Annotated in this window: 20 protein-coding genes; 17 read left to right on the plus strand and 3 right to left on the minus strand. The window is 38.4% G+C overall.

Annotated features, from left to right (window positions below):
* Positions 1 to 98 precede the first annotated feature (98 nt).
* On the minus strand, positions 99 to 1,526 hold the full coding sequence (locus AB3I27_RS04960; protein WP_104760358.1) for a helix-turn-helix domain-containing protein: 1,428 nt from the start codon (positions 1,524 to 1,526) through the stop codon (positions 99 to 101).
* A gap of 705 nt (positions 1,527 to 2,231) precedes the next feature.
* Here AB3I27_RS04960 and AB3I27_RS04965 point away from each other — a divergent pair.
* Positions 2,232 to 4,784: an HAD-IC family P-type ATPase gene (locus AB3I27_RS04965; RefSeq protein WP_104760357.1), complete on the plus strand. Its 2,553-nt coding sequence runs from the start codon at positions 2,232 to 2,234 to the stop codon at positions 4,782 to 4,784.
* A 6-nt stretch (positions 4,785 to 4,790) separates the two neighbouring features.
* Here AB3I27_RS04965 and AB3I27_RS04970 read toward each other — a convergent pair whose 3' ends face one another.
* Positions 4,791 to 6,230, minus strand: a complete 1,440-nt coding sequence (locus AB3I27_RS04970) for a helix-turn-helix domain-containing protein (RefSeq protein WP_002310654.1) — start codon at positions 6,228 to 6,230, stop codon at positions 4,791 to 4,793.
* 143 nt (positions 6,231 to 6,373) lie between these two features.
* On the opposite strand from AB3I27_RS04970, the gene AB3I27_RS04975 reads away from it, so the two are divergent.
* Complete coding sequence (locus tag AB3I27_RS04975) at positions 6,374 to 6,736, plus strand: MmcQ/YjbR family DNA-binding protein (RefSeq protein WP_002348321.1); 363 nt, start codon at positions 6,374 to 6,376, stop codon at positions 6,734 to 6,736.
* A 187-nt stretch (positions 6,737 to 6,923) separates the two neighbouring features.
* Here AB3I27_RS04975 and AB3I27_RS04980 read toward each other — a convergent pair whose 3' ends face one another.
* Complete coding sequence (locus AB3I27_RS04980; RefSeq protein ID WP_368022918.1) at positions 6,924 to 7,781, minus strand: LysR family transcriptional regulator; 858 nt, start codon at positions 7,779 to 7,781, stop codon at positions 6,924 to 6,926.
* A 119-nt stretch (positions 7,782 to 7,900) separates the two neighbouring features.
* On the opposite strand from AB3I27_RS04980, the gene AB3I27_RS04985 reads away from it, so the two are divergent.
* The 15 genes from AB3I27_RS04985 to AB3I27_RS05055 all read left to right on the plus strand — a co-directional run bounded on the left by AB3I27_RS04985 (position 7,901) and on the right by AB3I27_RS05055 (position 23,099).
* Positions 7,901 to 8,812: an ACP S-malonyltransferase gene (locus tag AB3I27_RS04985; RefSeq protein WP_002345435.1), complete on the plus strand. Its 912-nt coding sequence runs from the start codon at positions 7,901 to 7,903 to the stop codon at positions 8,810 to 8,812.
* Positions 8,813 to 8,818: 6 nt separating this feature from the next.
* Positions 8,819 to 10,465, plus strand: a complete 1,647-nt coding sequence (mdcA, locus tag AB3I27_RS04990; protein ID WP_002310660.1) for a malonate decarboxylase subunit alpha — start codon at positions 8,819 to 8,821, stop codon at positions 10,463 to 10,465.
* A 101-nt stretch (positions 10,466 to 10,566) separates the two neighbouring features.
* Positions 10,567 to 10,866: a malonate decarboxylase subunit delta gene (locus tag AB3I27_RS04995; protein ID WP_002292523.1), complete on the plus strand. Its 300-nt coding sequence runs from the start codon at positions 10,567 to 10,569 to the stop codon at positions 10,864 to 10,866.
* Entirely contained in the window at positions 10,856 to 12,532 is a 1,677-nt protein-coding gene (gene mdcD, locus AB3I27_RS05000) for a biotin-independent malonate decarboxylase subunit beta (protein WP_047927897.1), read from the plus strand. The genes AB3I27_RS04995 and mdcD overlap by 11 nt, the downstream gene beginning before the upstream one ends.
* Before the next feature lie 3 nt (positions 12,533 to 12,535).
* Positions 12,536 to 13,126, plus strand: coding sequence for a malonate decarboxylase holo-ACP synthase (locus tag AB3I27_RS05005; protein WP_002335165.1), 591 nt, complete (start codon positions 12,536 to 12,538; stop codon positions 13,124 to 13,126).
* A 23-nt stretch (positions 13,127 to 13,149) separates the two neighbouring features.
* Positions 13,150 to 14,235, plus strand: coding sequence for an acyltransferase (locus AB3I27_RS05010; RefSeq protein WP_104760355.1), 1,086 nt, complete (start codon positions 13,150 to 13,152; stop codon positions 14,233 to 14,235).
* A gap of 21 nt (positions 14,236 to 14,256) precedes the next feature.
* Entirely contained in the window at positions 14,257 to 15,099 is an 843-nt protein-coding gene (gene mdcB / locus AB3I27_RS05015) for a triphosphoribosyl-dephospho-CoA synthase MdcB (protein WP_368022916.1), read from the plus strand.
* 138 nt (positions 15,100 to 15,237) lie between these two features.
* Positions 15,238 to 16,002: a TIM44-like domain-containing protein gene (locus AB3I27_RS05020; protein ID WP_002310667.1), complete on the plus strand. Its 765-nt coding sequence runs from the start codon at positions 15,238 to 15,240 to the stop codon at positions 16,000 to 16,002.
* 488 nt (positions 16,003 to 16,490) lie between these two features.
* On the plus strand, positions 16,491 to 18,572 hold the full coding sequence (locus tag AB3I27_RS05025) for a PTS sugar transporter subunit IIA (protein WP_104760353.1): 2,082 nt from the start codon (positions 16,491 to 16,493) through the stop codon (positions 18,570 to 18,572).
* A gap of 35 nt (positions 18,573 to 18,607) precedes the next feature.
* Positions 18,608 to 18,910, plus strand: a complete 303-nt coding sequence (locus AB3I27_RS05030; RefSeq protein ID WP_002292534.1) for a PTS sugar transporter subunit IIB — start codon at positions 18,608 to 18,610, stop codon at positions 18,908 to 18,910.
* A gap of 25 nt (positions 18,911 to 18,935) precedes the next feature.
* On the plus strand, positions 18,936 to 20,225 hold the full coding sequence (locus AB3I27_RS05035; protein WP_002312716.1) for a PTS sugar transporter subunit IIC: 1,290 nt from the start codon (positions 18,936 to 18,938) through the stop codon (positions 20,223 to 20,225).
* 18 nt (positions 20,226 to 20,243) lie between these two features.
* Complete coding sequence (locus tag AB3I27_RS05040) at positions 20,244 to 20,651, plus strand: hypothetical protein (protein ID WP_002330731.1); 408 nt, start codon at positions 20,244 to 20,246, stop codon at positions 20,649 to 20,651.
* Positions 20,652 to 20,673: 22 nt separating this feature from the next.
* Positions 20,674 to 21,543: a class II fructose-bisphosphate aldolase gene (locus tag AB3I27_RS05045; RefSeq protein ID WP_002310673.1), complete on the plus strand. Its 870-nt coding sequence runs from the start codon at positions 20,674 to 20,676 to the stop codon at positions 21,541 to 21,543.
* 1 nt (position 21,544) lies between these two features.
* Positions 21,545 to 22,165: an AAA family ATPase gene (locus AB3I27_RS05050; protein WP_002312719.1), complete on the plus strand. Its 621-nt coding sequence runs from the start codon at positions 21,545 to 21,547 to the stop codon at positions 22,163 to 22,165.
* Positions 22,166 to 22,493: 328 nt separating this feature from the next.
* Positions 22,494 to 23,099 (plus strand): NUDIX hydrolase N-terminal domain-containing protein, encoded by a 606-nt coding sequence (locus AB3I27_RS05055; protein WP_104760352.1) that lies wholly within the window; start codon positions 22,494 to 22,496, stop codon positions 23,097 to 23,099.
* Positions 23,100 to 23,194: the final 95 nt, after the last annotated feature.

Raw genomic sequence — 23,194 nt, forward strand, 5'->3', positions numbered from 1 at the left:
AAATTTACGAAAATTTCGGCTTATTTCCGAAGAAGTTACTTTTGGAATATTGTTTACTCAGAATAAGAGGCTGTGACATGATGTTTTGTCACAGCCTCTTATTTATTTTGCACAGCTGAAACGATTGCTCGTTCGATCGTATTGATTGAAATAGGAATAATATTCTCATATTGGACTGCATCCGGTGTATATAATGTACGTTCACATAACACTCGGTTCGAGGATTGCTGTGCATACTTCTTTATATCAGATATACTTGCATAAATTGTTGGTGCAACTTGAAAATCAAAAATAGTTACAGCTTCCAAGGCTTCCCGATAAATCAGATAATGAACATCCGAATTTGTGACGATATAGATAGTCAGACGTTCTTTTGTCAGACGGAGAATTCCACTTAATTCGATGACAAAAGCTCGCATGCAATTAGGATTAAACCGTAGATCATAAGGTAGTCGTTTGGCCCAACTGGAAAAAAGAGTTTGGACTTCTTTATACAAATTTGTCTGTTCCTCATTTAGAAGATAAAATTTTTCTGGCATGAATAATTGATAGTTATCCCAAGCCGAACGCATCAGATGAATCAGCGCACGTTCAAATGGCTGATTCCCGAATAATTCTTGATGGAAATGAGTTTCAAAGATAGCAACTAGTTCTTTTATTTCGGGAGTATTGTCAATAAACACTTGGTGTAGCTGTTGAAAATCTTCCGCAATCAACTGATAAGAATGGAAACCATAATTACAAAGATTGAACAGTGTCAAAATAAAGGCAAATTCTTCTTTTTTATAATAGGTTTGGAAATCAGTGGTTTCCCATGCTGACTCGACATAATTGTAAATAGGACGTTTTTTGATTTCTTCGATAAATGTTGGATCTATTGTCACAGTACATAACTGTTGGCGTAAGAAACTAATAGCAAAACCAATCGATAAGATTTCTTTATTTTCTTTATCATAAAATCTACCGCTATTCTCCGTTACAGATTCAATGAAACGATCCGCACGTTCAAAAAATGATTCAGGTAGCTCCCAGGACTTAAAGCTGCCTAAACGATAAGCCACATTAAGAAGCAACAGACGTCTTTCCATTTCAGTGAATCGAGGGGAGTAGCGGTCGATTTCGATCCCACAATCATGAAAATAAGCCAATACTTGTTTTTTTAAGGAGTAAGCTTTGCTGACAGAGATGAATTCACACTCAGTTAGTTGGAGATAATCAGGTTCATTTTCTTCCAAATAAAGCAGGCAAGTTTTTAAAAACAACGAATTTTGGGTCAATTGCTGCATGATCTTACATCGAGGTATATGTTCTGAAAAATATAAAGTGTAACAATCTTTTTCTCGATGCGTATAAACAATTTGTTCTTCAAATTCTTTTTTTATGTTATTGATATCATTGAGTAAAGTGGTTTTGCAAACATGTAGAAGATAGGAGAGCTTTTCTAGATTGACTTCTTTATTTACATAGAATTGCCCACATAAAAACAGCTGTCTCAAAATATTCTTCTCAATATATTCTTCAATCATAGTAAAGCCTCCATCTTGTATTTTTTTGCACAATATGGAAAACATTATGACATGTTTTCTTTTTGAAATCATCAGTTAATTTCTGAAAAAGCCTTTAAAACCCGTTAATAAAAGATTTTTATGTTATAAAAATTGAAAAATAAATATTTTCATTAGAAAATAGATTGTGAATTTTTAACAATTAAACGGAATGCAAATACAGTTGATGAATGAATGATAGTCATTTAAGTTATTTGTTCGTTTTTTTTAGACTATCCATTTTAGAAGTCTGATTTATTAAAAAATTGTTCGTTTTTCCACGTGCAATTATCAGAAAAATCCGACTTTATTTATTTTTGTTTGAAATATTCTACGTGAATCTGATGTTATAAAAAAAATTTTCTCATTTTTGGCGCTATAGTGAAGAGGTGTTACAGATAAGCACATGTATCTGCGAGACATTGACAAACGAAATATGGAGGGAAGAAACATAATGGAAAATAGACAACTGGTTATTCTGGCAAATTAGTTGTATTCCCCCTGTTTTCCATCTATTTTTCCCACGAGATAAGTGCCGTTATCCTATAAGAGGCAACAAGCGACAATCTAATATTTATGTTTTTTGCTCGGCAAAACGAATTATTTCAGACATCCCTGAAATAATCGATACGCCTGAAAAATCTTCCTACGTATAATAAAAGTATCAATTAAGTAGGAGGAGATAGGATGAACTGGTACAAATTGACGGTAGAAGATACATTGAAAAACCATCAAACATCAACAGAAGGGTTGTCGCAAGAAGAACGGCAGAAACGCCTGACTGATCAAGGATATAATGAGATAGAAGCAAGACAGCAGACAAAACGATGGAAAAAAATAGCAAAACACTTTACTGATCTGCTGATGATCGTGTTGATCATTGCCTCTTTTTTGAAATTTGCTTCGAGCGAATACATCGAAGGAAGTATTATTTTATTCGTAGTGATCGTCAACGGACTCGTTAGTTATTGGCAAGAAAGAAAAGCAGAAGAATCGTTGAATGGTTTGAAGCAGCTGATGGGACAAGAAGCGATAGTACTATCGAACGGGATGCAAGTAAAAATCCCTGCGAAAGAACTAGTAAAAGGAGATGTCATTGTCTTACGTGCCGGATATGTCGTTCCAGCAGATGTTCGGTTGATCGAAGTACATGATCTACTAGTAGAAGAATCGATTTTGACGGGAGAATCAGAAGCATCTGAAAAAAATCATTCCGTTTTGGCAGCAGAAGAATCAATCGGTGACCAGAAAAATATGGCTTTTTCAGGAACACTTGTACAATTTGGTTCTGCAGTCGGTGTCGTTGTAGAAACAGGAAACACGACAGAAATCGGTAAAATCAATCAAGCACTGCAATCGGTCGAACAACAAACGACGCCTCTGATCAAAAAGATCAACCGATTGAACAAACAAATTTTTCAAGGCATTCTTTGTTTAATCTTGTTCTTAGTTGTTTTTACAACATTCCGCTATGGCATGGATTGGCATATCCTTCTTTCAGCTATGATCGCTTTGGTGGTGTCAATGGTACCCGAAGGATTACCAGCTGTTTTGACCATGATTCTATCCGTTGGAGTACATGAAATGGCAAAAGAAAAGGCGATCATCAAAGGACTTCCTTCGGTAGAAACATTAGGTTCTATGACAGTGATCTGTTCAGATAAGACAGGGACATTGACAAAAAATGAAATGACAGTTGTGGATGTAGCAGCAAAAGAAGAAACTCGCGTACTGTCTATTATGAAAAATTGTCAGGAATTAAAGACGAAAGAAGAACAGAAAATAGAAAATTTAAGTGGCAATCCGACAGAACTTGCACTGATTCGACACACAGAAACAGCCAATCTGCCTTTGAAAAAAATAGAAGCAAAGATTCCGTTCAGCTCTGAATACAAATATATGGCAACGATGCATACGGAGGAAAAAGGAACGGTGATTTACGTCAAAGGTGCGCCAGAAGTATTATTGGCTAAATCAACTCTTTCTTATTCAGAACAAGAAGCATGGAGTCAAACAGCCACAGCGTTTGCGAAAAAAGGTCAGCGTGTTTTAGGATTTGCTTACAAAAAAGTAGATTCGAAACAGGAACTCACGCATGAGTCTTTAACCCAATTAACTTTTGCAGGGATTGCCGGGTTGATTGATCCGCCAAAAGAAAGTGCAGTCAAAGCTGTAAAGGAATGCCAACAAGCAGGGATCTCAGTGAAAATGATTACAGGGGATCACAAAGATACAGCAAAAGCAATCGCGGAACAAATTGGCTTAAAACATACTGCTAAAGTTTTAGAAGGAATCGATTTGGATCTTATGTCTGAAGAAGAGTTGACTCGACAAGTACCAAAAGTCGATGTCTTTGCTCGAACGACACCAGAACACAAACTGCGAATCGTGAAAGCTTTGCAGAAAAATGGAGAAATCGTCGGAATGACCGGAGACGGCGTAAATGATGCACCTGCTTTGAAAAGAGCCGATATAGGAATCGCTATGGGAATCAAAGGTAGTGAAGTAAGCAAACAGGCAGCTGATATGGTTTTAGGAGATGATAATTTCCATACGATTGCAAAAGCCGTAAAAGAAGGTCGGCGCATTTTGGATAACTTGCAAAAGACCATCAATTTCTTCTTACCAACTGCATTAGCTCAAGGATTGATTTTGATTTGGGCGCTGATACTGAATCGCCCGCTACCTTTGTCCCCAGTACAGATTTTATGGGTCAATATGGTAACGACAATCACTTTATCTTATGCATTAGGGTTCGAGTCGCCAGATCCAGAAATCATGAAGCGTCCACCGAGAGATCCAAAGCAAGGAATCCTATCTGGTTATCATTTGTTTCGGATCATCTATGTCGCACTACTGATCATGGTTCCTGCCTATTTATTGGCTATGCAATTTGAAGGGCAAAGCTTACAACAAACCATTCTTCTGCAAAATATCGTCTTAGCTCAAGCTGTTTACATGATCAATTGCAGAGAGTTGTCCAAGCCGTCACTGAACCAAGGTCTTTTGCAAAACAAATCGCTTTTTCTTTCATTAGGTATCCTTGCTTTATTGCAGGGGATGGTTATTTTTCTGCCAATCGCTCAGCAGCTGATCGGTACAGTAAGTTTAACGATGACACAACAGTTATTGATTGGGGCAAATGTGATTCTTCTATTCTTAGTTGTAGAAATAGAAAAAGGGATCATGAATAAACTGTTTCGCAAAAAAGAAAAAACAGCTAGAGAATTCAGTCGCTAGCCGTTACTATAAAAAAGTTTTGAAAGTGAGTTCAGTCAAACGATTGAGCTCATTTTTCGTTGGAATAGAAGAAATGTATACAATAGGGATATCTAGAGAATCCAACGGGAAATTGGAAATCAAGATATCTGTTTTTTCAAAAGAAATAGTGGAAAGATCGGTTAGTTCGATAGGTAAGAAGCAGACACGTTTTCCCAAGTAATCTTTTAATTCCTGCTGCAAGAACGCCTTCCATGAAGGTTCTCCTTGGAAAATAAAATAGACATTGAACAAATTCGGTTTGATAGAAAAAATCGTTTGTTGGATCAGTAAAGACAAGAGTTGAAGAAAGTAATTTGGTTCATTGATTTCCATTTCTTTTTTTAGATCGTTCAGTAAATTCTCTTTCTGCTGATACAAGTGTGCATATTGCTGATCATACGTCTCTAAAAAACGATGGTATTGGCGTTCCAAAGGTTCGATCAGTATTGGCGATTCATGATATTTTAATACGAGGAGAGCCAAGTTATCAGTCAGAGATGTTTTTTTTAGTTGATCAAGAGACAGCTCTGAAGCTAGTTCCTCTACAAACGTTTCGAGGACCTCTAAAAATGGAGAATGATGCAGGCAGCGAGCGATTTCTTGTCCATAGTTATTGTTGTAATTCCAACTTTCCAGAAAGCAGAAAGAAGCAAAAGAAAGCTCAGTGTCTTTAAGGTAAATACCTTCCTTTAAATACAATTTTTTCAATGCAGAGTCATACAGGGAGGAGAGTGTGCTGTTGATATGGATAGAAGAATCTAACCGGCAATTCGCTTTTATACGGATCGTATTGATAAAGAACCAACATGTTCCGAAAATCTCTTCTGTTTCAACAGCTAGTTCAGTTTGACTGAGGTTTCTTAAAAATTGAAAATAATGGGATTCATGGATTGAATAATCCTCGAAAAAATAGTTGTTATGAGTGAAAGGAATCAGCAATCGATGATAGAAAGTACGAATCGCACGCTCTTTTCCAAGAATACAAGCTGTATATTTCGTCAAATCGATCTGCAAGTCGTAACTTGCTAAACGCTGATTGATTTTAGTCACATGTCTTTTCAATGTTCCATAAGAAAGCCCATGATCCGCTAGAAAATCAGGGACAGCAACTTTTTTTGTAAAAAGCAGATTTTTCAGCAGTTCGACACTGACTGATTGTTTGAAAAAAATCTCCCAAAGGTCATTTGTTAATAAATTTTGCTGGTTTTGCAAACTGATTCCTGCTTGATCGCTGAAGATGTCCCAGCCTTCGGGCAGATGAGAGCGAATAGATTGAAGGTCAGAAAAAATCGTTCGTTCGGTTGTCCCTATGATTTCAGCTAATTCATTTACGGTTATCTTTGTATGATTCAGCAATTGTTCGACTAAAGAAACATGACGTCGAATATCTTTTTCGGTAATGATTTTTTTCATTAGTGAATACATAAACCAGGCTCCCTTCTATTCTAAGAATACGGAGAAAATAAACGGTGGTCAAGTTTCATCTGATCTTTCAACCAGTATTCATTTTTCTATTCTTACGTGGTATGTTTGAATAAAGAGAATCAATAAGAAAGAGATGGAAGCAGATGCTAACGAAAAAAGAATTAATCGATCACATCGATGAAACATACAATTTGTCTCCAGAATATATTTTTAAAAAATTTCCTGATTATTGCGTATTCAGACATCAAAAAAGCAAAAAATGGTTTGGGGTCCTGATGTCTGTTCCAGAAGAAAAAATCTATGATGATGCAAGTGACCATAGGATCATCGATATCCTTGATTTGAAGGTCGATCCTGAACTTGGCGGTATTTTGCGAGGAAAAGAGGGGTATTTTCCAGCCTATCACATGAATAAAGAACATTGGATCTCTGTTGATCTACGTAAAATAGAAAAACTAGATGAACTAGCAGGTTTGATTGATGAAAGTTTCAAATCAACGCAATGAATGTATAGGACAATAGAGAAGAGGTTGTGACAGAAGTGTTTAGCTTCAAGAAATAAGAAGGAATTTACGAAAATAGCTTCTCAAATTTTTAGGAAATTTGGGCTTGTTTCTGAAGAAGTTACTTCTGGAACACCGTTTGTTCGAAAAAAAGAGCTGCGACAAGAATTTTGTCACAGCTCTTTTCTTTTTATTTTCCTAAATAAAATTCTCGCATCGTTTTTGCAATCATTTTGATCAAAGGATGATCTTCTGTGAAGCTAGAAGATAAATAAATTGTTCGTGTCAAGGGCAAATCTTTGATTTCCCGCAAGACGAAAGGATCATTTTTATCGTAAGACCAAAAAACTTTTGGGAAAAAGCTAACAGCTAAGCCTTGCTTGACAATAGAACGTAATGTCGCAGGATCATCTGTCGTCGAACTGATCGTCAATTCGATACTTTTCGCTTCAAGTGCTGCATCCAGTGTATGACGGAAGGCATTGCTCTTTGACAGCATCAAGATGGGGGTGCGTTGGATATCTTCTAATTGCAGATGTTCTTTTTTCGCAAGAGGATGTTTCTTAGGAATGGCTACATAAACAGGTTCTTTCATGATAGGAATATTGGTCATGCCAGGCTTCATCTCCGAAGTGATGTACAGTACAGGGTCGGTAATATCATCTGGTAAATGATGTTGCATGATCGTTAATTGGATATCAGGATGCTTTTCCATAAAAATTCGGAGCAAGTTCGGAATAGAAACAGAGGCTACCTCTAAATACAAAATGACGGAAGTAACGATCTTCTCATTGACCGAAGACAATAATTTGATTCCTTCTTCTAATGTGTCTAATGTCTTGACTGCATATGGATAGAATTCTTCTGCATAAACAGTTGTCTCAATGTTTCTGCCGCTATGGTAAAACAAAGGGACTCCTAATTCGTTTTCCAAATGTTTGATCGCACGGCTCAAGGCAGGTTGAGAAATAAATAATTCTTTGGCTGCTTGGGTGACATTTTTTGTTTCGAACACTTTTTTAAAATACTGTAGATGAAGCAATTTCATAATTATCCATCCCATCCATACCTTTTTGTTATGGTTTTTTCTTTTTTTGGCATTTTTTATTATAGCAGAAATTGACTAAGATAGCAGTGGAAAAAGTAAGTGCTAAGGAGGCGAGGCTCATGAGTACAGGTTTCTTATTTCCTGGGCAAGGCAGTCAGAAGTTAGGGATGTTAGCGGATATCCCTGAAATGTACATGGAACGTTTAGAAAATGTGACGGGGTATCGGTTAGTTGATAAAGAAGAAAACTATCAAGATACGGTTTTTATCCAGCTAGCATTACTGACAAAAGCAGTATTTTATTTAGATGAAATGGAAAAAAACGGTATTCAGCCTGATATTGTAGCAGGACATTCGATCGGTGCTTTTTGTGCAGCTGTTGCTTGTCGATCTTTGACATTTGAGAATGCAGCGGAACTAGTCTATCACCGCGCAGTCTTAATGAAAGAAGCTTATCCAAGCGGTTATGCAATGGGCGTAGTAGTAGGTGTGACGAGAAGTGAAGCAGAGGAAATTGTAGCAAAAACATTTGATCCTGACCACCCAGTTTATTTGTCAAATGAAAATTGTCCCATGCAACATACGTTATCTGGGAGTATCGAAGGTTTATCCGTTACGTTGGCAGAAGCCAAACGACACCAAGCGCAAACAGCGAAGCTGCTGAAAGTTCCTGTGCCATCTCACTGTCTCTTGATGAATGATACGGTCAAGAAATTCAAGCCGTATATGCAGTCTGTCCATCTATTTGATGCTAGATGTTTGTATATAAAAAATACGGATGGAAGAGCCACTCAGGAGGCAGAAGAGATTCGTAAAGATTTGTTGGAAAACCTAGCTTTCCCTGTGCAATGGAACCAAATGATGGACTTGGCAAAAGAATTAGGAATGGATCTGACGATTGAATTTCCCCCCGGCAATACTTTGACAAAGCTGATTCATACAAAATTTGGTGTAGATAAAGGGATCCGTACGATCAATCTAGACCAACATGGTATTGATGACGCCACGTTTCTATATCAAAAATGGAGATGACTAATTATGGAAAAACCAAACCGCAACTGGGCTTCTAAACGCGAAAAAAAAGCGCAGCGATTGGAAAAAATCAGCAACTTGCTCAATGGCAAGTATGTAGAAACTGAAAAAATCGTAGAAGTGATGGAAAAACTGATTGCTCCCGGCGACAAAGTTGTATTAGAAGGCGACAATCAAAAACAAGCAAGTTTTCTTTCAGAAAGTCTTGAAAAAGTCGATGCAGAAAAAGTAAATGATCTGCATTTGATCATGTCTAGTATCTCGCGACCAGAACATTTGAATATTTTTGAAAAAGGAATCGCAAGCAAGATTGATTTCTCTTATGCAGGTGCCCAAAGCTTGCGTGTCGCCCAAATGATTGAAGACGGCACAATGAAATTAGGAGATATCCATACTTATTTGGAACTTTATGGACGCTTATTCATCGATTTGATTCCAAATGTCGTTTTAGTAGCTGCAGATAAAGCAGACAAAGACGGCAACTTGTATACAGGTTTCAATACAGAAGAAACACCAACAATTGTCGAAGCCGCAGCTTTCAAAGACGGTATCGTGATTGTTCAAGTCAATGAAGTCGTTGATAAACTTCCTCGTGTCGATATTCCTGGAGACTGGGTAGATGTTGTTGTAAAAGCAGATCAACCTTATCAATTAGAAGCACTATTTACGCGCGATCCTCAAAACATCACAGAATTGCAAATCCTAATGGCGATGATGGCAATCAAAGGAATCTACGCAGAACACGGCGTACAATCTTTGAATCATGGTATTGGATTCAATACAGCAGCTATCGAATTGTTATTGCCAACTTATGGCGAATCACTAGGGTTGAAAGGGAAAATCGCGAAGAACTGGGTATTGAACCCACATCCAACGATGATCCCAGCCATCGAATCAGGTTGGGTCGAAAGTATCCATAGTTTCGGTGGCGAAGTCGGTATGGAAAAATATATTGCTGCTCGTCCAGATGTATTCTTTGTCGGAAAAGACGGCACGATGCGTAGTAACCGAACATTATCACAAGCTGCAGGACAATATGCCATCGATATGTTTATCGGTTCAACCTTGCAACTAGACTATGAAGGAAATTCTTCGACCGTAACAAAAGGACGACTATCTGGCTTTGGCGGTGCGCCTAACATGGGACATAATCCTGGCGGTCGTCGTCATTCTACACCAGCATGGCAATCACTTCGCAACAATGATGATCCATTAGGGAAAGGACAAAAATTAGTTGTTCAAATGGTGGAAACATATGGTTCAAATAAAAAACCAGTCTTTGTCGAAGAATTAGATGCACTAGCTGTTCAAAAACAAGCAGGCTTAGCCAATGCACCAGTGATGATCTATAGCGAAGACACCACACATATCGTGACAGAAGAAGGAATTGCTTATTTGTACAAAGCAAAAACAAAAGAAGAACGCCAAGCAGCAATTGCAGCAATCGGCGGTGTTACACCTCTTGGAATGACAAGTACGAAAGAATCACTAGACCGTTTGCGCGATGCCGGCATCGTGAAATTGCCAGAAGATCTAGGCATCAAACGTAGTGAAGCGAAACGTTCATTATTAGCTGCACAAACCATCGATGATTTGATCGAATGGTCAGATGGCCTGTATGAGCCGCCAATGAAATTCAGAACTTGGTCATAAAATTGGCGAGAAAAACCTTTTGTCGCCATTTACCCAGGTGGAAGAAGAAAGACGAATAAGCAGAACGTGTATGCTCTGTTTTACAAAAAGGGGAGAGATCCATGGAACAATTAGCTTATAAATATCCAACGAAACAGCCGATCAATAAGAAAATCCATGTAGGAGTGGTCGGTTCAGGTGATTTGGAAATCTTGATGTTTCCAACAGAAAAAAAAGAATCTACTGTAAAAATCTGTACAGGAAGCGATGGCTTCGGCGAAGTATGGAACAACGTATTAACGAGATTTTTTGATCGTTATCCAATTTCAGCAGATATCGTGATCAATGACTTCGGTGCTACACCAGGAGTTGTGTACCTACGATTGACGCAAGCAATGGAGGAACTTTCAGATGAAAAATAGTTTTGTAGAATTAAACGCCAGAGAACGAGTGAACGCTCTACTTGACAATGGACGTGAATTGATTGATCCATTCGATCAAATCATCGCGCCAAGTTTGCCGGCACAAGGAATCGTCCCTGAAAGTGATGACGGGATTGTTGTCAGCCGTGGCACGATCAATGGCAAACAAGCAGTAGTAATCGCTATGGAAGGAAAATTCCAAGGTGGCGGTATCGGTGAAGTTTCCGGTGCAAAAATCGTTGCTGCACTCGAACATGTATTAGAAGAAAACAAAAAAGGAAATGAAATTTTCCCAGTCATCGTACTAGATACAGGCGGTGTTCGTCTGCAAGAAGCGAACTACGGACTGTTATCTATTTCAGAAATCGGAAATGTAATCATTGCTTTGAAACAATATGTACCAGTCATCGGTTTGATTCCAGGACGTGTAGGATCATTTGGCGGTATGTCGATTACTTCAGCATTGATGAGTTATTTGATCGCAACAAAAAAAGCGAGAGTCGGTTTGAATGGTCCAGAAGTTATTGAGCAAGAAGCAGGTGTTCGAGAATTTGATTCTAGTGACAAAGACTTGATTTGGAATACATTAGGATCTCGTCAACGGGTAGAATCAAAAATCATTGATGAACTAGTGACTGATAGTGTAGAAGCAATCAAAGCTGCTGTCATCGCAGCAATGGACGAACGAAAAGACACGCATCGCAGTGAAAGCTCAGCATTTTATTTATCATTACTTGATTCTTTGGATCTTTCAAAACCAATGAGCATTGACGATTACAATGAAGCAATTGCTAACCATCAAGCAAAATCAATGGACTTACCAGAAGTAGCAGAAGGAAATGAACCAGCTGCAACAAGTGTTGGTTACGATTGGTTTGCGGCACTAACTGGCATGAAAAATCCAGCTTCTTCTATTAGTACTGTGTATTATGGCAAATCAAGTAAATTCGTAGAAGAAGCCATCGTGACATCGATCGTACCTGATCCTAAAAACCCGATGTACCGTGTACGAAACGGTGAAGTTGGTTTAGTTGAAGGTTTCCGCATGGGACAAATTTTAACTCATGTTTACGAAGAAGATAAAGATAAAAAAGTGAAACGGCCAATCGTCGTTGTGATCGATGTACCAAGCCAAGCATACGGTTATAACGAAGAATTGATCGGTATCCATGTGGCTTTGGCTAATAGTGCTGCTGCTTATGCAAAACTCCGTCAAGCTGGACATCCAGTTATTGGATTGATTGCAGGAAATGCTATTTCAGGTGCGTTTTTAGCACATGGATTACAATCAAGCCGCTTGATTGCTTTAAATAATAAAGAAATCACTGTCCAAGCGATGTCTAAAGAAAGTGCTGCACGTGTGACAAAACGTTCGGTTGCTGAAATCGAAGCAGCTGCTGAAAAAGTTCCAGCTATCGCTTACGATATCAATAATTATACAAAACTAGGAGCAATCTATCATTTCCTAGAAGATATCACCGACCAAGCTGCTTCAGAACAAAATGTCAGCAAAGTCATCGAAGCAATCAATGAAGCCATTCAAGATGTCCGCAATACAAATGATACGATGCTGACAAATCGATACACGAATGAAACAGCCAAAACATTCGGACGTGTCGAAACAAATAAAGTCCGTGCCAAAATGGACGAAGAATGGGATGCATAAAAAATGATTCAAGCACATGATATTGTTGTTTTTGATAAAAAGGAAATCAAGAAAGAGTTGCCAGAATGGTTGAAGCTTTCTCAACAAGTGTATGGTGTCGTTCGGCGTGCTGAACCTGCTGATCGGGGGTTTTTGCCGATTGGTCTGCGAGGTACGGCACGAAATCAGCGCTTGGCTCTTGAGATTCCAAGTGACTCTGTTCAAAAAGTGATCTATCCATGGACAATCATTGATCGAGAATCTTTTCGAGAAAAGGAAGTTGCCCCCTTTCCTGTTTATCAGCAATTTCATGCGGCTAGAAACATATTATCAGGGTGCAAATGGGGGATCGGCGGCAGCTTAGGATTTGAATTATCAACTGGGATTCCGGCAGTAAAAGAAACCAGCGATTTTGATTTGCTGCTGTACGCAGATTCACCGATTGAATTGCCAATTCAGGCAATTCAATCGCATCCTGCTTTTTTTGAGCAATTCGATACCCAAGTCATTACATCAAAAGGCGGATTTTCGCTAAAAGAATACTTGCGGACACCAGAGAAAAAACTCCTGTTGAAAACAACAACAGGGCCAAAACTAACCAAAGAGATTTGGTAATAAACTAAAAGTGAGAGAAAGAGATGTTTGAAAACAAAAAAAACAAAATCAACGTAAGTGACTTCCAGAAAGTATCAGCTGTAACGGCTGTTATGATGCAAACGATATTGAGCTTTGCTTTGGCAAACAGCCACAGCGCAACAAATACAGCTTTTCTTGGTACCTTTTACGTCATCGTTAAATACACAGCACCAATGTTTATTTTTGCAATTGTCTATAATATGGTAAAAACAAGTCAGCATTTGTCTTATTGGGAATTTTTGAAGGAAAAGTTTTTTGAACTAGTCGTTCCGTATCTTCTATGGACGACGGCTTATCTTTGGCTATTCCCAGCAGTCCAACAACAAACTCCGTATACGGATACTGCAAGCTTTTTACTGAAATATGTCACAGGTGATGGAGCACCTCATTTATGGTATACCGTGATGATGCTGCAGATCCAATTGTTCATGCCGTTTTTTGTTTGGCTCGGTTACAAAGTATTTGCTAATAAAAATTATGTATGGCCAGTATTGATTGGCTCAACGATTTTATATGTTGCATGGTATCTGTTCTATCAAACACAAGTATTGACTGGTCCTTATCATGACAGCTGGTACTTGTTAGATCGGTTTGTTGCTAGTTTTATGATTTACGGGATTTATGGGGTAGCCGCATTTGTTTATCACGAAAAAGTCTATCAATATTTGGACAGAGTACGTTATCTTTTCTTACCTGTTGGCTTAGTTATCGCGTTCTTTTCTGTCCGTTCATTGCTCGCACATCCAGGAGACTTGAGCTTTGCGAATGCGCCTTACTTGAATACGATCCAAAGTTTGTACAGTTTAGTCATCATCTTTGCTGTCTTCATGGGCGCTTCAAAAATGATTGTAAACGATTCGCCAAAATTACCATTGTTCAAATGGTTGTCTGTTTATGCTTACCGTACGTATTTAGCAAATGTCTTTGTTTTCCAAGTACTGTTGTTATTATTTAAAGATAATTGGCTGCAGTTACCTTCAGGAGTCATGATTCTTGTAGCGTATCTAATGACGGCAAGTTGTGCATTTGCTTTAAGCTGGTTGCTTCACATCATTTGGGTAGCCATCAAAAAAGGGTTCAACAAGTAATAGAAAGAAGGAGTGAGTGTCATGATAAATGACGAACGAAAAAAAGCAGTGACTCAGCAACTCGCTGCGTTGGTAGAGGAAGCATTGATCGCAGAAGTAACATTAAGCCCAAAACCTGGATTAGTGGATGCACTGGATGCGGGTGCACATTCCGATATGGACTATGCTTTATTTCTTAAGTCTGCGAAGACGCTGACTCCTTTTTTTGAAGAAATGGCTCAAATAGCATGGCAACATGCTATCGATCAAGAGTTAAGAGAAAAGATTGCTGAGATTGGACGGAAAGCGGAAAAGGCAATGTTGATTGCTACAGATGGCATCAATACCCATAAAGGATCGATTTGGGCAATGGGGCTATTGATCAGTGTCACTGCGCAAAAAATCAGTACGGAACAGCCTTTTTCTTTATCCAAAATACTTGATGATGTCAGTAAACTTGCTGCTTTTCCTGATACAAAATATCGTCATAAAAAAAACACTCATGGGCATACGGTGAAGCAAAAATACGGCATAAATGGTGCATATGAAGAAGTAGTGTTGGGTTATCCGCATATAAGGCTTGCAATCCAAGCTGCTAAGGAGCTAGATAATGATTCTGATGTACAGAAACAAATGCATATGTTGTTAGTTTTGATGAGTTCCTTAGATGACACCTGTGTCTTGCATCGCAGTGATCAGAAAACGTTAGTGGAAATGCAGAAACTTGCTCATGCTGCTAGTCAAAGTGCTTTACCAAATCGTCCATTTATAGCACTGTTGCACTTTTGTCAGGAAAACCAAATCTCTCCTGGAGGAAGCGCAGATCTTTTGTCTGCCAGCTTGTTCATGCTGAAGATAGAGGAAATATGGACTGCCAACACCTAGGTCTGTCCGATGTCACTTAATGATTAAATTAAGACAAAGCTGCTAAAAAAACAGTTTATGCATCTGGTTATTGACTCTTCCTTTTAGCAAGGCTATGATAACAATAGTTTTTTGTAATAAAAGATAACGAGGAAGGCAATGAAAAAAATCAATTATTTAGCAATCATTTTGTTAGTGGGCCTATGTTTGTTTGCTCTGCCGACCCAAGGATTCGCTATCGCGGGTGGTCATGGTGGAGGTACATCTAGCGGTCGAAGTTCGGGCAGAGGTTCATTTGGCGGTCGTTCATATGGGGGCAGTTATTTTAGCAGTCGTTCTTACGGCAGAGATTCTTATGGGTATTATGGTCCAAGTACAGGTCCTTCTAGTTATGAGCAAACGGGATTTCTTGCATTAGCTGTTTTGTCAGTAGGAGGGGTTTCTGCTTTTTCTATCGTCAAGAATAAAAGACAAAAGAAAAGGCTGAAAGCGGAGATATTGTCCCGCATGTCAGGAACGGCTAAAGAAAAGAAAGCACAGTTTCTGGAAATCCAAAAGATATTCATGAAGATCCAATCTGCTTGGGAAGAAGAAACTCCTGAAAAAGCCAGAAGCTGTTATACAGACAAGCTGTTTGCCGAACATCAGAAAGTTCTGCAAAAAAACAAAGCAGACGGTGTAAGAAATCATACTAAAAAAATAACTATTCAGGAAGTAGGGAATTATCGACAGATCCACGAAAATAGTTTTGCCATCCGAATTGATTTCAGATGCTGTGATTATTCAGTCGATCGAAAAGATGGGCGAGTGATCTCAGGAAGTAAGACACAACGACAGTATTTTTCTCAGATATGGTATTTTGATTTTTCTGAGAAAGAAAAAAGATGGCAAGCAGATTTTATCCAGCCGATTATGCTGGATTGACAGAAAATACTTATGAACGGAACTGTGACAAAAATTTTGTCGTAGCTCCTTTTTCTGAATAAACGGTGTTCCAGAGATAGCCTATCGGCAATAAGGCACGATTTTGTAAAATATGGGAAGCTATTTTTCAAAATCGCTTCTTGTCGCTCAAGGCTGAACATCTCTGTCACAACCTCTCCACTAAATGGTGTTCAAAAGCTTGCATCTACGATAATAAGCCCAACCAAATGAAAAATAGGAAGTACTATTTTTGTTTGGCTGTTCTCATTACTTGATGCAGGACAGCTTTTTCATGACCTCTTTTTTGTATAGATGGGCAAAATTTTTGTAATAATAGGCGTATGTCTTTTTCGTTGAGAAGTTGAAAAAGCATACGGCTTATTTTTTGTTTGCTATGCTTACTTTCTTTCCACTTCAAGTGGCAGAAATATCTACTTTTTATTATGTAAGCGGAATCATATACTTGGAATCAGAAGGAGATCATTTCTATGAAAACAAGAACAATTGAAATACTTCACAGAATCATGACAGCCCAATATCCAGTAAAAGCGGAACATCTAGCAGCTGATTTCCATGTCAGTCAGCGGACGATCCGACAGGAAGTTCTTGAAGCGAATATCTGGTTGAGCAGTAAAAAGCTTCCGGAAATCAGAACAATTCGCAACAAAGGTTTTTTGTTGAAACTGGAGAATGACAAGCAAGTTCGATTAGAAACTGAAATAAAAGAGGTGAAAGACGGCTTTTTGAATCGGCGGGAACGTATTTTTGATTTAGTTTTAGCCATTGCTTACAGCCGAAACCCGATCCATCTAAACAAAAAAGAAGAAGAATTTCAAATCTCTAAAAGTACGTTAGATGAAGATATGCGACGATTACGAGCAACACTGGTCAGTTATGGAATCGAGATCGTCAGTTATGGAAAGCAGGGACTGGTTTATAAAGGTTCAGAACGATCTATCCGTACGATGATCTATGATTTTATCAATCAGAATCTGGGGATGACCGACTTCTTTATGAATCAAGACGCGCAACTAACACCGGCTCAAAAAATCTTTTTCCATTATTTTCCTTTGGTGGAAATCAAAAAAATAGAGGAGATCTATTCCAATAAGTTGTTAAAACAAGAGGATGATATTTATAAAAAGCAAATTCTGCTTTTTACATTGATCTGGATCCAGCGAATCAGGAAACATGAATTCATCTCCGCCATTAATTGGAAAAATACAGAAATAAAAGACAGCAGCTTCTCTGCATTTATCGACTACATGATCACGGAATTTCAGTTGAACAATGTCCCACAAGTAGAAAGAAATTATCTTCGTTTCACTATCGAGACGTTCAATGCTAGAGATATCTCCAATTCGATTGAGTGGGTACAAGCTCAACTACTAACGATCCAATTGATCCAATTTGTAGAGAACGAGACACACATACCTTTTCATCTAAAAGAAGAAGCTTTATTCGAAAATCTCTATAAACACATGGCTGCACTGATCATAAGAATCAAGCATGCTATCCAAGTCATGAATCCATTGAAAGAAAACATCCGAACAAATTATTTTCCAATCCACCGCGCAGTCACTCATTTTGTTCCTACGATCGAAGAAGTAATTGGCGGCAAGATACTGGAGGACGAGATAGCTTTTCTTGTCATCCACTTTTCGACGATTGCCAGTGTGATCAAGCGAGACCTGAATTATGTTTATCAATCAGTTGTTGTCTGTAATCACGGCATGGCTACCGGGAATCTGTTAGCAGAAAATCTGAAAGAAAAATTTCCTCAGATTGAGATTACTGCAGTTTTAAGTTCAAAAGAAATCGAATTAGTGGATAAACTGGATGTCGATTTGGTTTTCAGCACCTTTCAATTGAATTATCGAAACAAGCCGCTTTTAGTTGTCGATCCAATTCTGACTGAGACGAATATTTTAGTTATAGAAGATTTTTTGAAAAGAAATGAAGAACTGCAGCGGTTAAAACCTAACAGTCATGAATCGACGCAGTTATTCACTCAAATAATCGGTGTCATGGAAGAAAGTGGTGGCCGAGTGGACCGCATCATCTATGGCAAGTTGGAAAAATTATTCGAAACAAACAATTTAGAAATCAACAAAAGGGAGATCCAGCCTATGTTAAAAGATATTTTGACGGACAGCAATATCATAATTAAAGAAAAAGCCGTTACTTGGGAGGAATCGATTGAACGAGCTGCTAAACCATTGGTCAAAGAAAACATTGTTGAAGAACGCTATGTCGAAGCGATGATTCGTGCAGTGAATGAATACGGGCCATATATCGTGATTGGTAAACACATGGCGCTAGCCCATGCTCGACCAGAAGATGGGGTCAATAAGTTAGGAGTCAGCGTAGCTACGATTGAGCAACCAATCGATTTCGGTAATCCTGAAATGGATCCAGTAAAGATCATTTTTTGTTTAGCAGCAGTAGATTCCTACTCGCATCTGAACATCATGAAAGAACTGATCGAACTGATCAACAACGAAGAGAAGTTGGATCGATTGATCGAATGCACCAATGTGGAAGATTTCAAACAACTGCTTTTTCAGTAGTTGAGAAATAATAAATGATACGGGGGAGAACAAAGATGAACAAATTGAACATTTTATTCGTATGCGGCGCAGGTTTAGGAAGTAGTTTTGCAGCACAGATGTCTGCTGAGGATGTTTTGAACAAATTAGGAGTAGAAGCCAAACTGGACCATTGTGATATTTCTTCTGCAGTGTCCATGAAACCAGATGTGATCATCACAGCAGAAAATTTTCGCTCGCAGTTCGAAAAATTCTCAGTCGATCCTAAAACAGCGATGATCTATTTGAAAAATATTGTCTCGAAAAATGAAATTGAAGAAAAAATCACCCCAGTTTTACAAGATAAGGGAGTTATCTAAATAAAAAAGAAAAGAGGATAAAAACATGGGCGTTATCAATTTTATCATCGAAAATATTTTGACTCAGGCATCGATCACCATTGCATTGATTGCTATGTTGGGTCTACTGCTGCAGAAGAAATCAGCAGGACAAGTCATTTCTGGCACGTTAAAGACACTCCTAGGATTCCAAGTGTTGAGTGCTGGTTCGAGTATCATCGTTGGGAGTTTAACTTATTTCGGGAAAATTTTTACTGAAGGATTCCATATGCAAGGGATCATCCCTTCGATTGAATCTATCAATGGTCAAGCAATGAATGATTTAGGTTTAGGCAGAGATATTGCGCTGACGTTCTTAGCCATTTTTGTATTCAATATTCTTTTAGCTCGGTTCACAAAATGGAAGTACATTTTTCTAACTGGTCAAGCCATTTTATGGATGGCGACGATGACGACAGTCTTTGGTTATTTCGCCGGTCTGCGAGGAATCGTATTGATCTTAGTCGGTGGTTTTATCGGAGCTTGTTTCGCCATTGCTATGCCGGCAGTAGCACAACCAATCATTCGTAAAATCACAGGATCAAATGATATTGCTTTAGGGCATTTTTGTACGATTGGGTACTTATTTGAAGCCGGTGTGGCTAAACTTTTTGGTGAGAAAGGCGAAAATAAAAAATCGATCGAAGATATCAAGCTGCCTACACATTTCGAGTTTTTGCAAGATACTTATCTGTCTGTCATGGTCGTGATGGTTCCACTATATATCATCACTGTTTTATTTGCAGGTGAACCATTCGCTTCTGAATTATCAGGAGATCAAAACTATATCATGTTTGCCTTTTTACAAGCCATCCAATTCGTAGTGGGTGTGTATGTATTGCTAGCTGGTGTACGTCTACTGTTAGGTGAAATCGTGCCGGCATTTCGAGGGATAGCTATGAAATTAGTTCCTGATGCGATTCCTGCCTTAGATTGTCCAGTTTTCTTTCCCTACAGCCCAAATGCTGTTATTTTAGGTTTCATTACGACAACGATCGGTACGATTATTGCCATGTTCACTTTGCCGATGTTCGGCTTAGCGATGATTTTACCAGGTATGCTAACGAATTTCTTTGCCGGAGGAACAGCGGGGATATTTGGTAACGCAGTTGGCGGACGTCGAGGAGCGATCATTGGCGGTATTGCTCATGGCTTCTTTATTACATTATTGCCTGCTTTGCTAGTAACGATCTTTAATTCGATGGGGTTCATCAATGCTACAGCAACCGATGTAGATACAGTAGCCGCCGCACTCTTATATGCCTGGATTTTAAGCCCAATTTTGAAAGCATTTTAATTGAAAGTAGGGAAAATGATGTTCGGATTTTTTAAGAAAAAAGAAAATGAACCAAAAAAAAGATCGATAAAAGAGGAAAAAATCCTCTCGCCAGAAGCGATCGAAAAGATTCAATCAGAGATTACACAATTAAATCAAGAGATTTCAACGACTCAAGAGAAGCACGAATTAGCGGAACTTTATGAACAAATTGGACTTAAATTTTCTGAATTGTATGAGAACGATCAAGCCATCCAATATTTAGAAAAGAGCTTGGAAAATAAACAGACGATCGGAGATGGGTATAAAAAACTGATGAGCCTCTATAACCAGAAGCGTGCAGATGCTGCTCGTGCTGGGGATGATCAAGGAATCGATTACTACATGGGCAAAATGGATGAGATGCGACAAATTGCAAAACAAGTAACGATCAAAGGAAATAAATAAAAAGATAAGGTGGCAATAAAAGATGTATACAACATTGAAAGAAGTAACAAAAACAGCAGAAGAATTGAATTTTACAGTTGGAGCTTTTAATACACATAACCTAGAAATGCTTCCTGCCATGCTAGGCGCAGCAAAAGAAATGGGCTCGCCGATCATTATTCAAACAAGTGTCGACACCGCAAAATATATCGGCATGCATGTGTTAGTCAATGTAATGACAGCTATTGCAGAAGAAGAAATGGTTGATGCAGTCTTGCACTTAGACCACGCCCGAGACTTTGATGATATCAAAGAAGCAATCGATAGCGGATATACTTCTGTCATGTATGACGGGTCCCATCTGCCTTTCAAAGAAAATATCTTGAAAACGAAAGCAGTGGTAGAATATGCCCATGCACACGGTGTTTCCGTAGAAGGAGAACTTGGAACGATCGGCGGTACAGAAGAAGGGATCCATGTCGCTGAAAATGACAAGGTATATACAAGACCGGAAGATGCAGTGAAATTTGTAGAAGCTACAGGTGTGGATGCATTAGCTATTGCTATTGGTACGAATCATGGACAATTCAAATCAAAAACAGAAGTGAACATTCCCTTGCTGAAAGAAATCGATGCAGTAGTCGATGTCCCCCTCGTTATCCATGGCGGAACAGGTGTGAAAGAAGAAGATTATCCTGAATTGATCAATAACGGGATCCGCAAATTCAATGTTGGAACGGAGCTTTTAGTCAACTGGACAAAAGTGGCTAAAGGAACCTTTAGTGAAACAGAAATCAACAAGTCTCTTCGCCATAATGTGATTCCAGCAAATGAAGCAGTAAAAGAAATTGTCAAGCATAAGATTGGACTGTTTATGAACTTGGAAAGTCCAATTAACTTAGGAAACAAATGAGATGAAAAAGTATTTCATTCTTCTAGCTGGTAGTCCTGGTACAGGAAAAACATATCTTATGAATAAACTACGGGAACGATTTCCAGATATGTATGCCATCACGCTCGATGAAATCAAGGAATATTATGCAGAATCCATCGGTTTTAACAACTTGGAAGAACGGGCGGAACAAGAAAGGACGAAAGTTTATCCTTTCTATTACAAAGCACTTGATCTGTATATGGAAGCAGGAAAGAAAGTGATTGTGTCCGAGTATCCTTTTAGTGATAAGCAAAAAACTCGACTCCAAGAATTAGCAGAAAGATACGGATATCAGGTGATTACGATTCGCCTGACAGCAGATTTTGAAGTGTTATGGCAACGTCGGTACAAACGTGATCGTGAACCAGATCGTCATTTGAGCTATATCATGGATCATTATCACTATGGCGACATATTGGAAGATCGATCGAAAGGGACGAACCATATTACGAAAGAAGCATTCAAAAAGATCATCACTGACCGAAAATATGATGAATTCCAGTTAGGAACACTATATGAATTTGATGTAACAGACTATACTCAAGTGGATTACACTCCATTATTGGATAAATTAGAAAAAGAAATCAATGACAATAAGTAACGAAGAAATGGTTTGATAGTGACAGGTAATAAAGACAGGCGGCTCTTCTCTTGAGGTTGTGAAAAAGCTGTCCTGCATCAAGTAATAAGAACAGCCAAACAAAAATAGTTCCTCCTATTTTTCGTTTGGTAGGGCTTATTACCGCAGATGCAAGCTTTTGAACATCGGTTATTCACAGCACAGAGGAGTCGAATGTCTTTTTGTTCTAAAATGTTTTTTTAATATTCTTTTATTTATTGCCGATTTCCTTGTGTTTATTTGCCGTAATTAGGTCAGTCTTCTATACTTGATTACATAGTCATACATTCGATGAAAAGAAGGGAAGAGAATGAATAACAAGTTGGCTCAATACAAAAGACTACTCGCACTTTCTCAAGCTGGTCTGTATTATGGAAAAGATGTATTCGATAAAGAACGATTTGAGGAGATTCGGACGATCTCATTGGAATTGATCAGTGAAATAGGAAAAGAAACTTTCGAAGAAATAAAAGCACTTACAGTTATTGAAGAAGGTCATCCCACACCAAAAGTTGATGTTCGTGCCTATATCAAAAAAGACGGCAAGATCCTACTAATCGAAGATAAACGGACGAAAGAATGGTCACTGCCAGGCGGATTTGCCGAAATAGGTTTATCTCCTGAAGAAAACGTGCGGAAAGAAGTCTATGAAGAAACGGGTTTAACAGTAGAATCTACACAGCTGCGAGCGGTTTTTGATACGAATAAACAAAAAGATATTCCGCAGCTTTTTCAGTATTATAAGCTTGTTTTTGCTTGTACGATCCACGATGAAGATGCAAAATTTATTGAGGACAACGAAACTTCCGACATGGGTTTTTTTAGCATAGAAGAGTTGCCAAAGCTATCAGAAAAACGAACAACAAAGAAGCAGTTGCTCATTTTAGAAAACAAAAACCAGCTTTATTGCGATTGAGTTTTTTCGTAAAAGAAGAAAGCTATTTACTCTGCGAGTTCTCTAAAAAGAACTCGTTCTTTTATCAAAAAATAGTTGCATTTGCAACAAAAAGA

The organism is Enterococcus sp. C46 (assembly GCF_040887565.1).
In the GTDB taxonomy this organism is placed as follows: Bacteria; Bacillota; Bacilli; order Lactobacillales; family Enterococcaceae; genus Enterococcus_B; species Enterococcus_B lactis.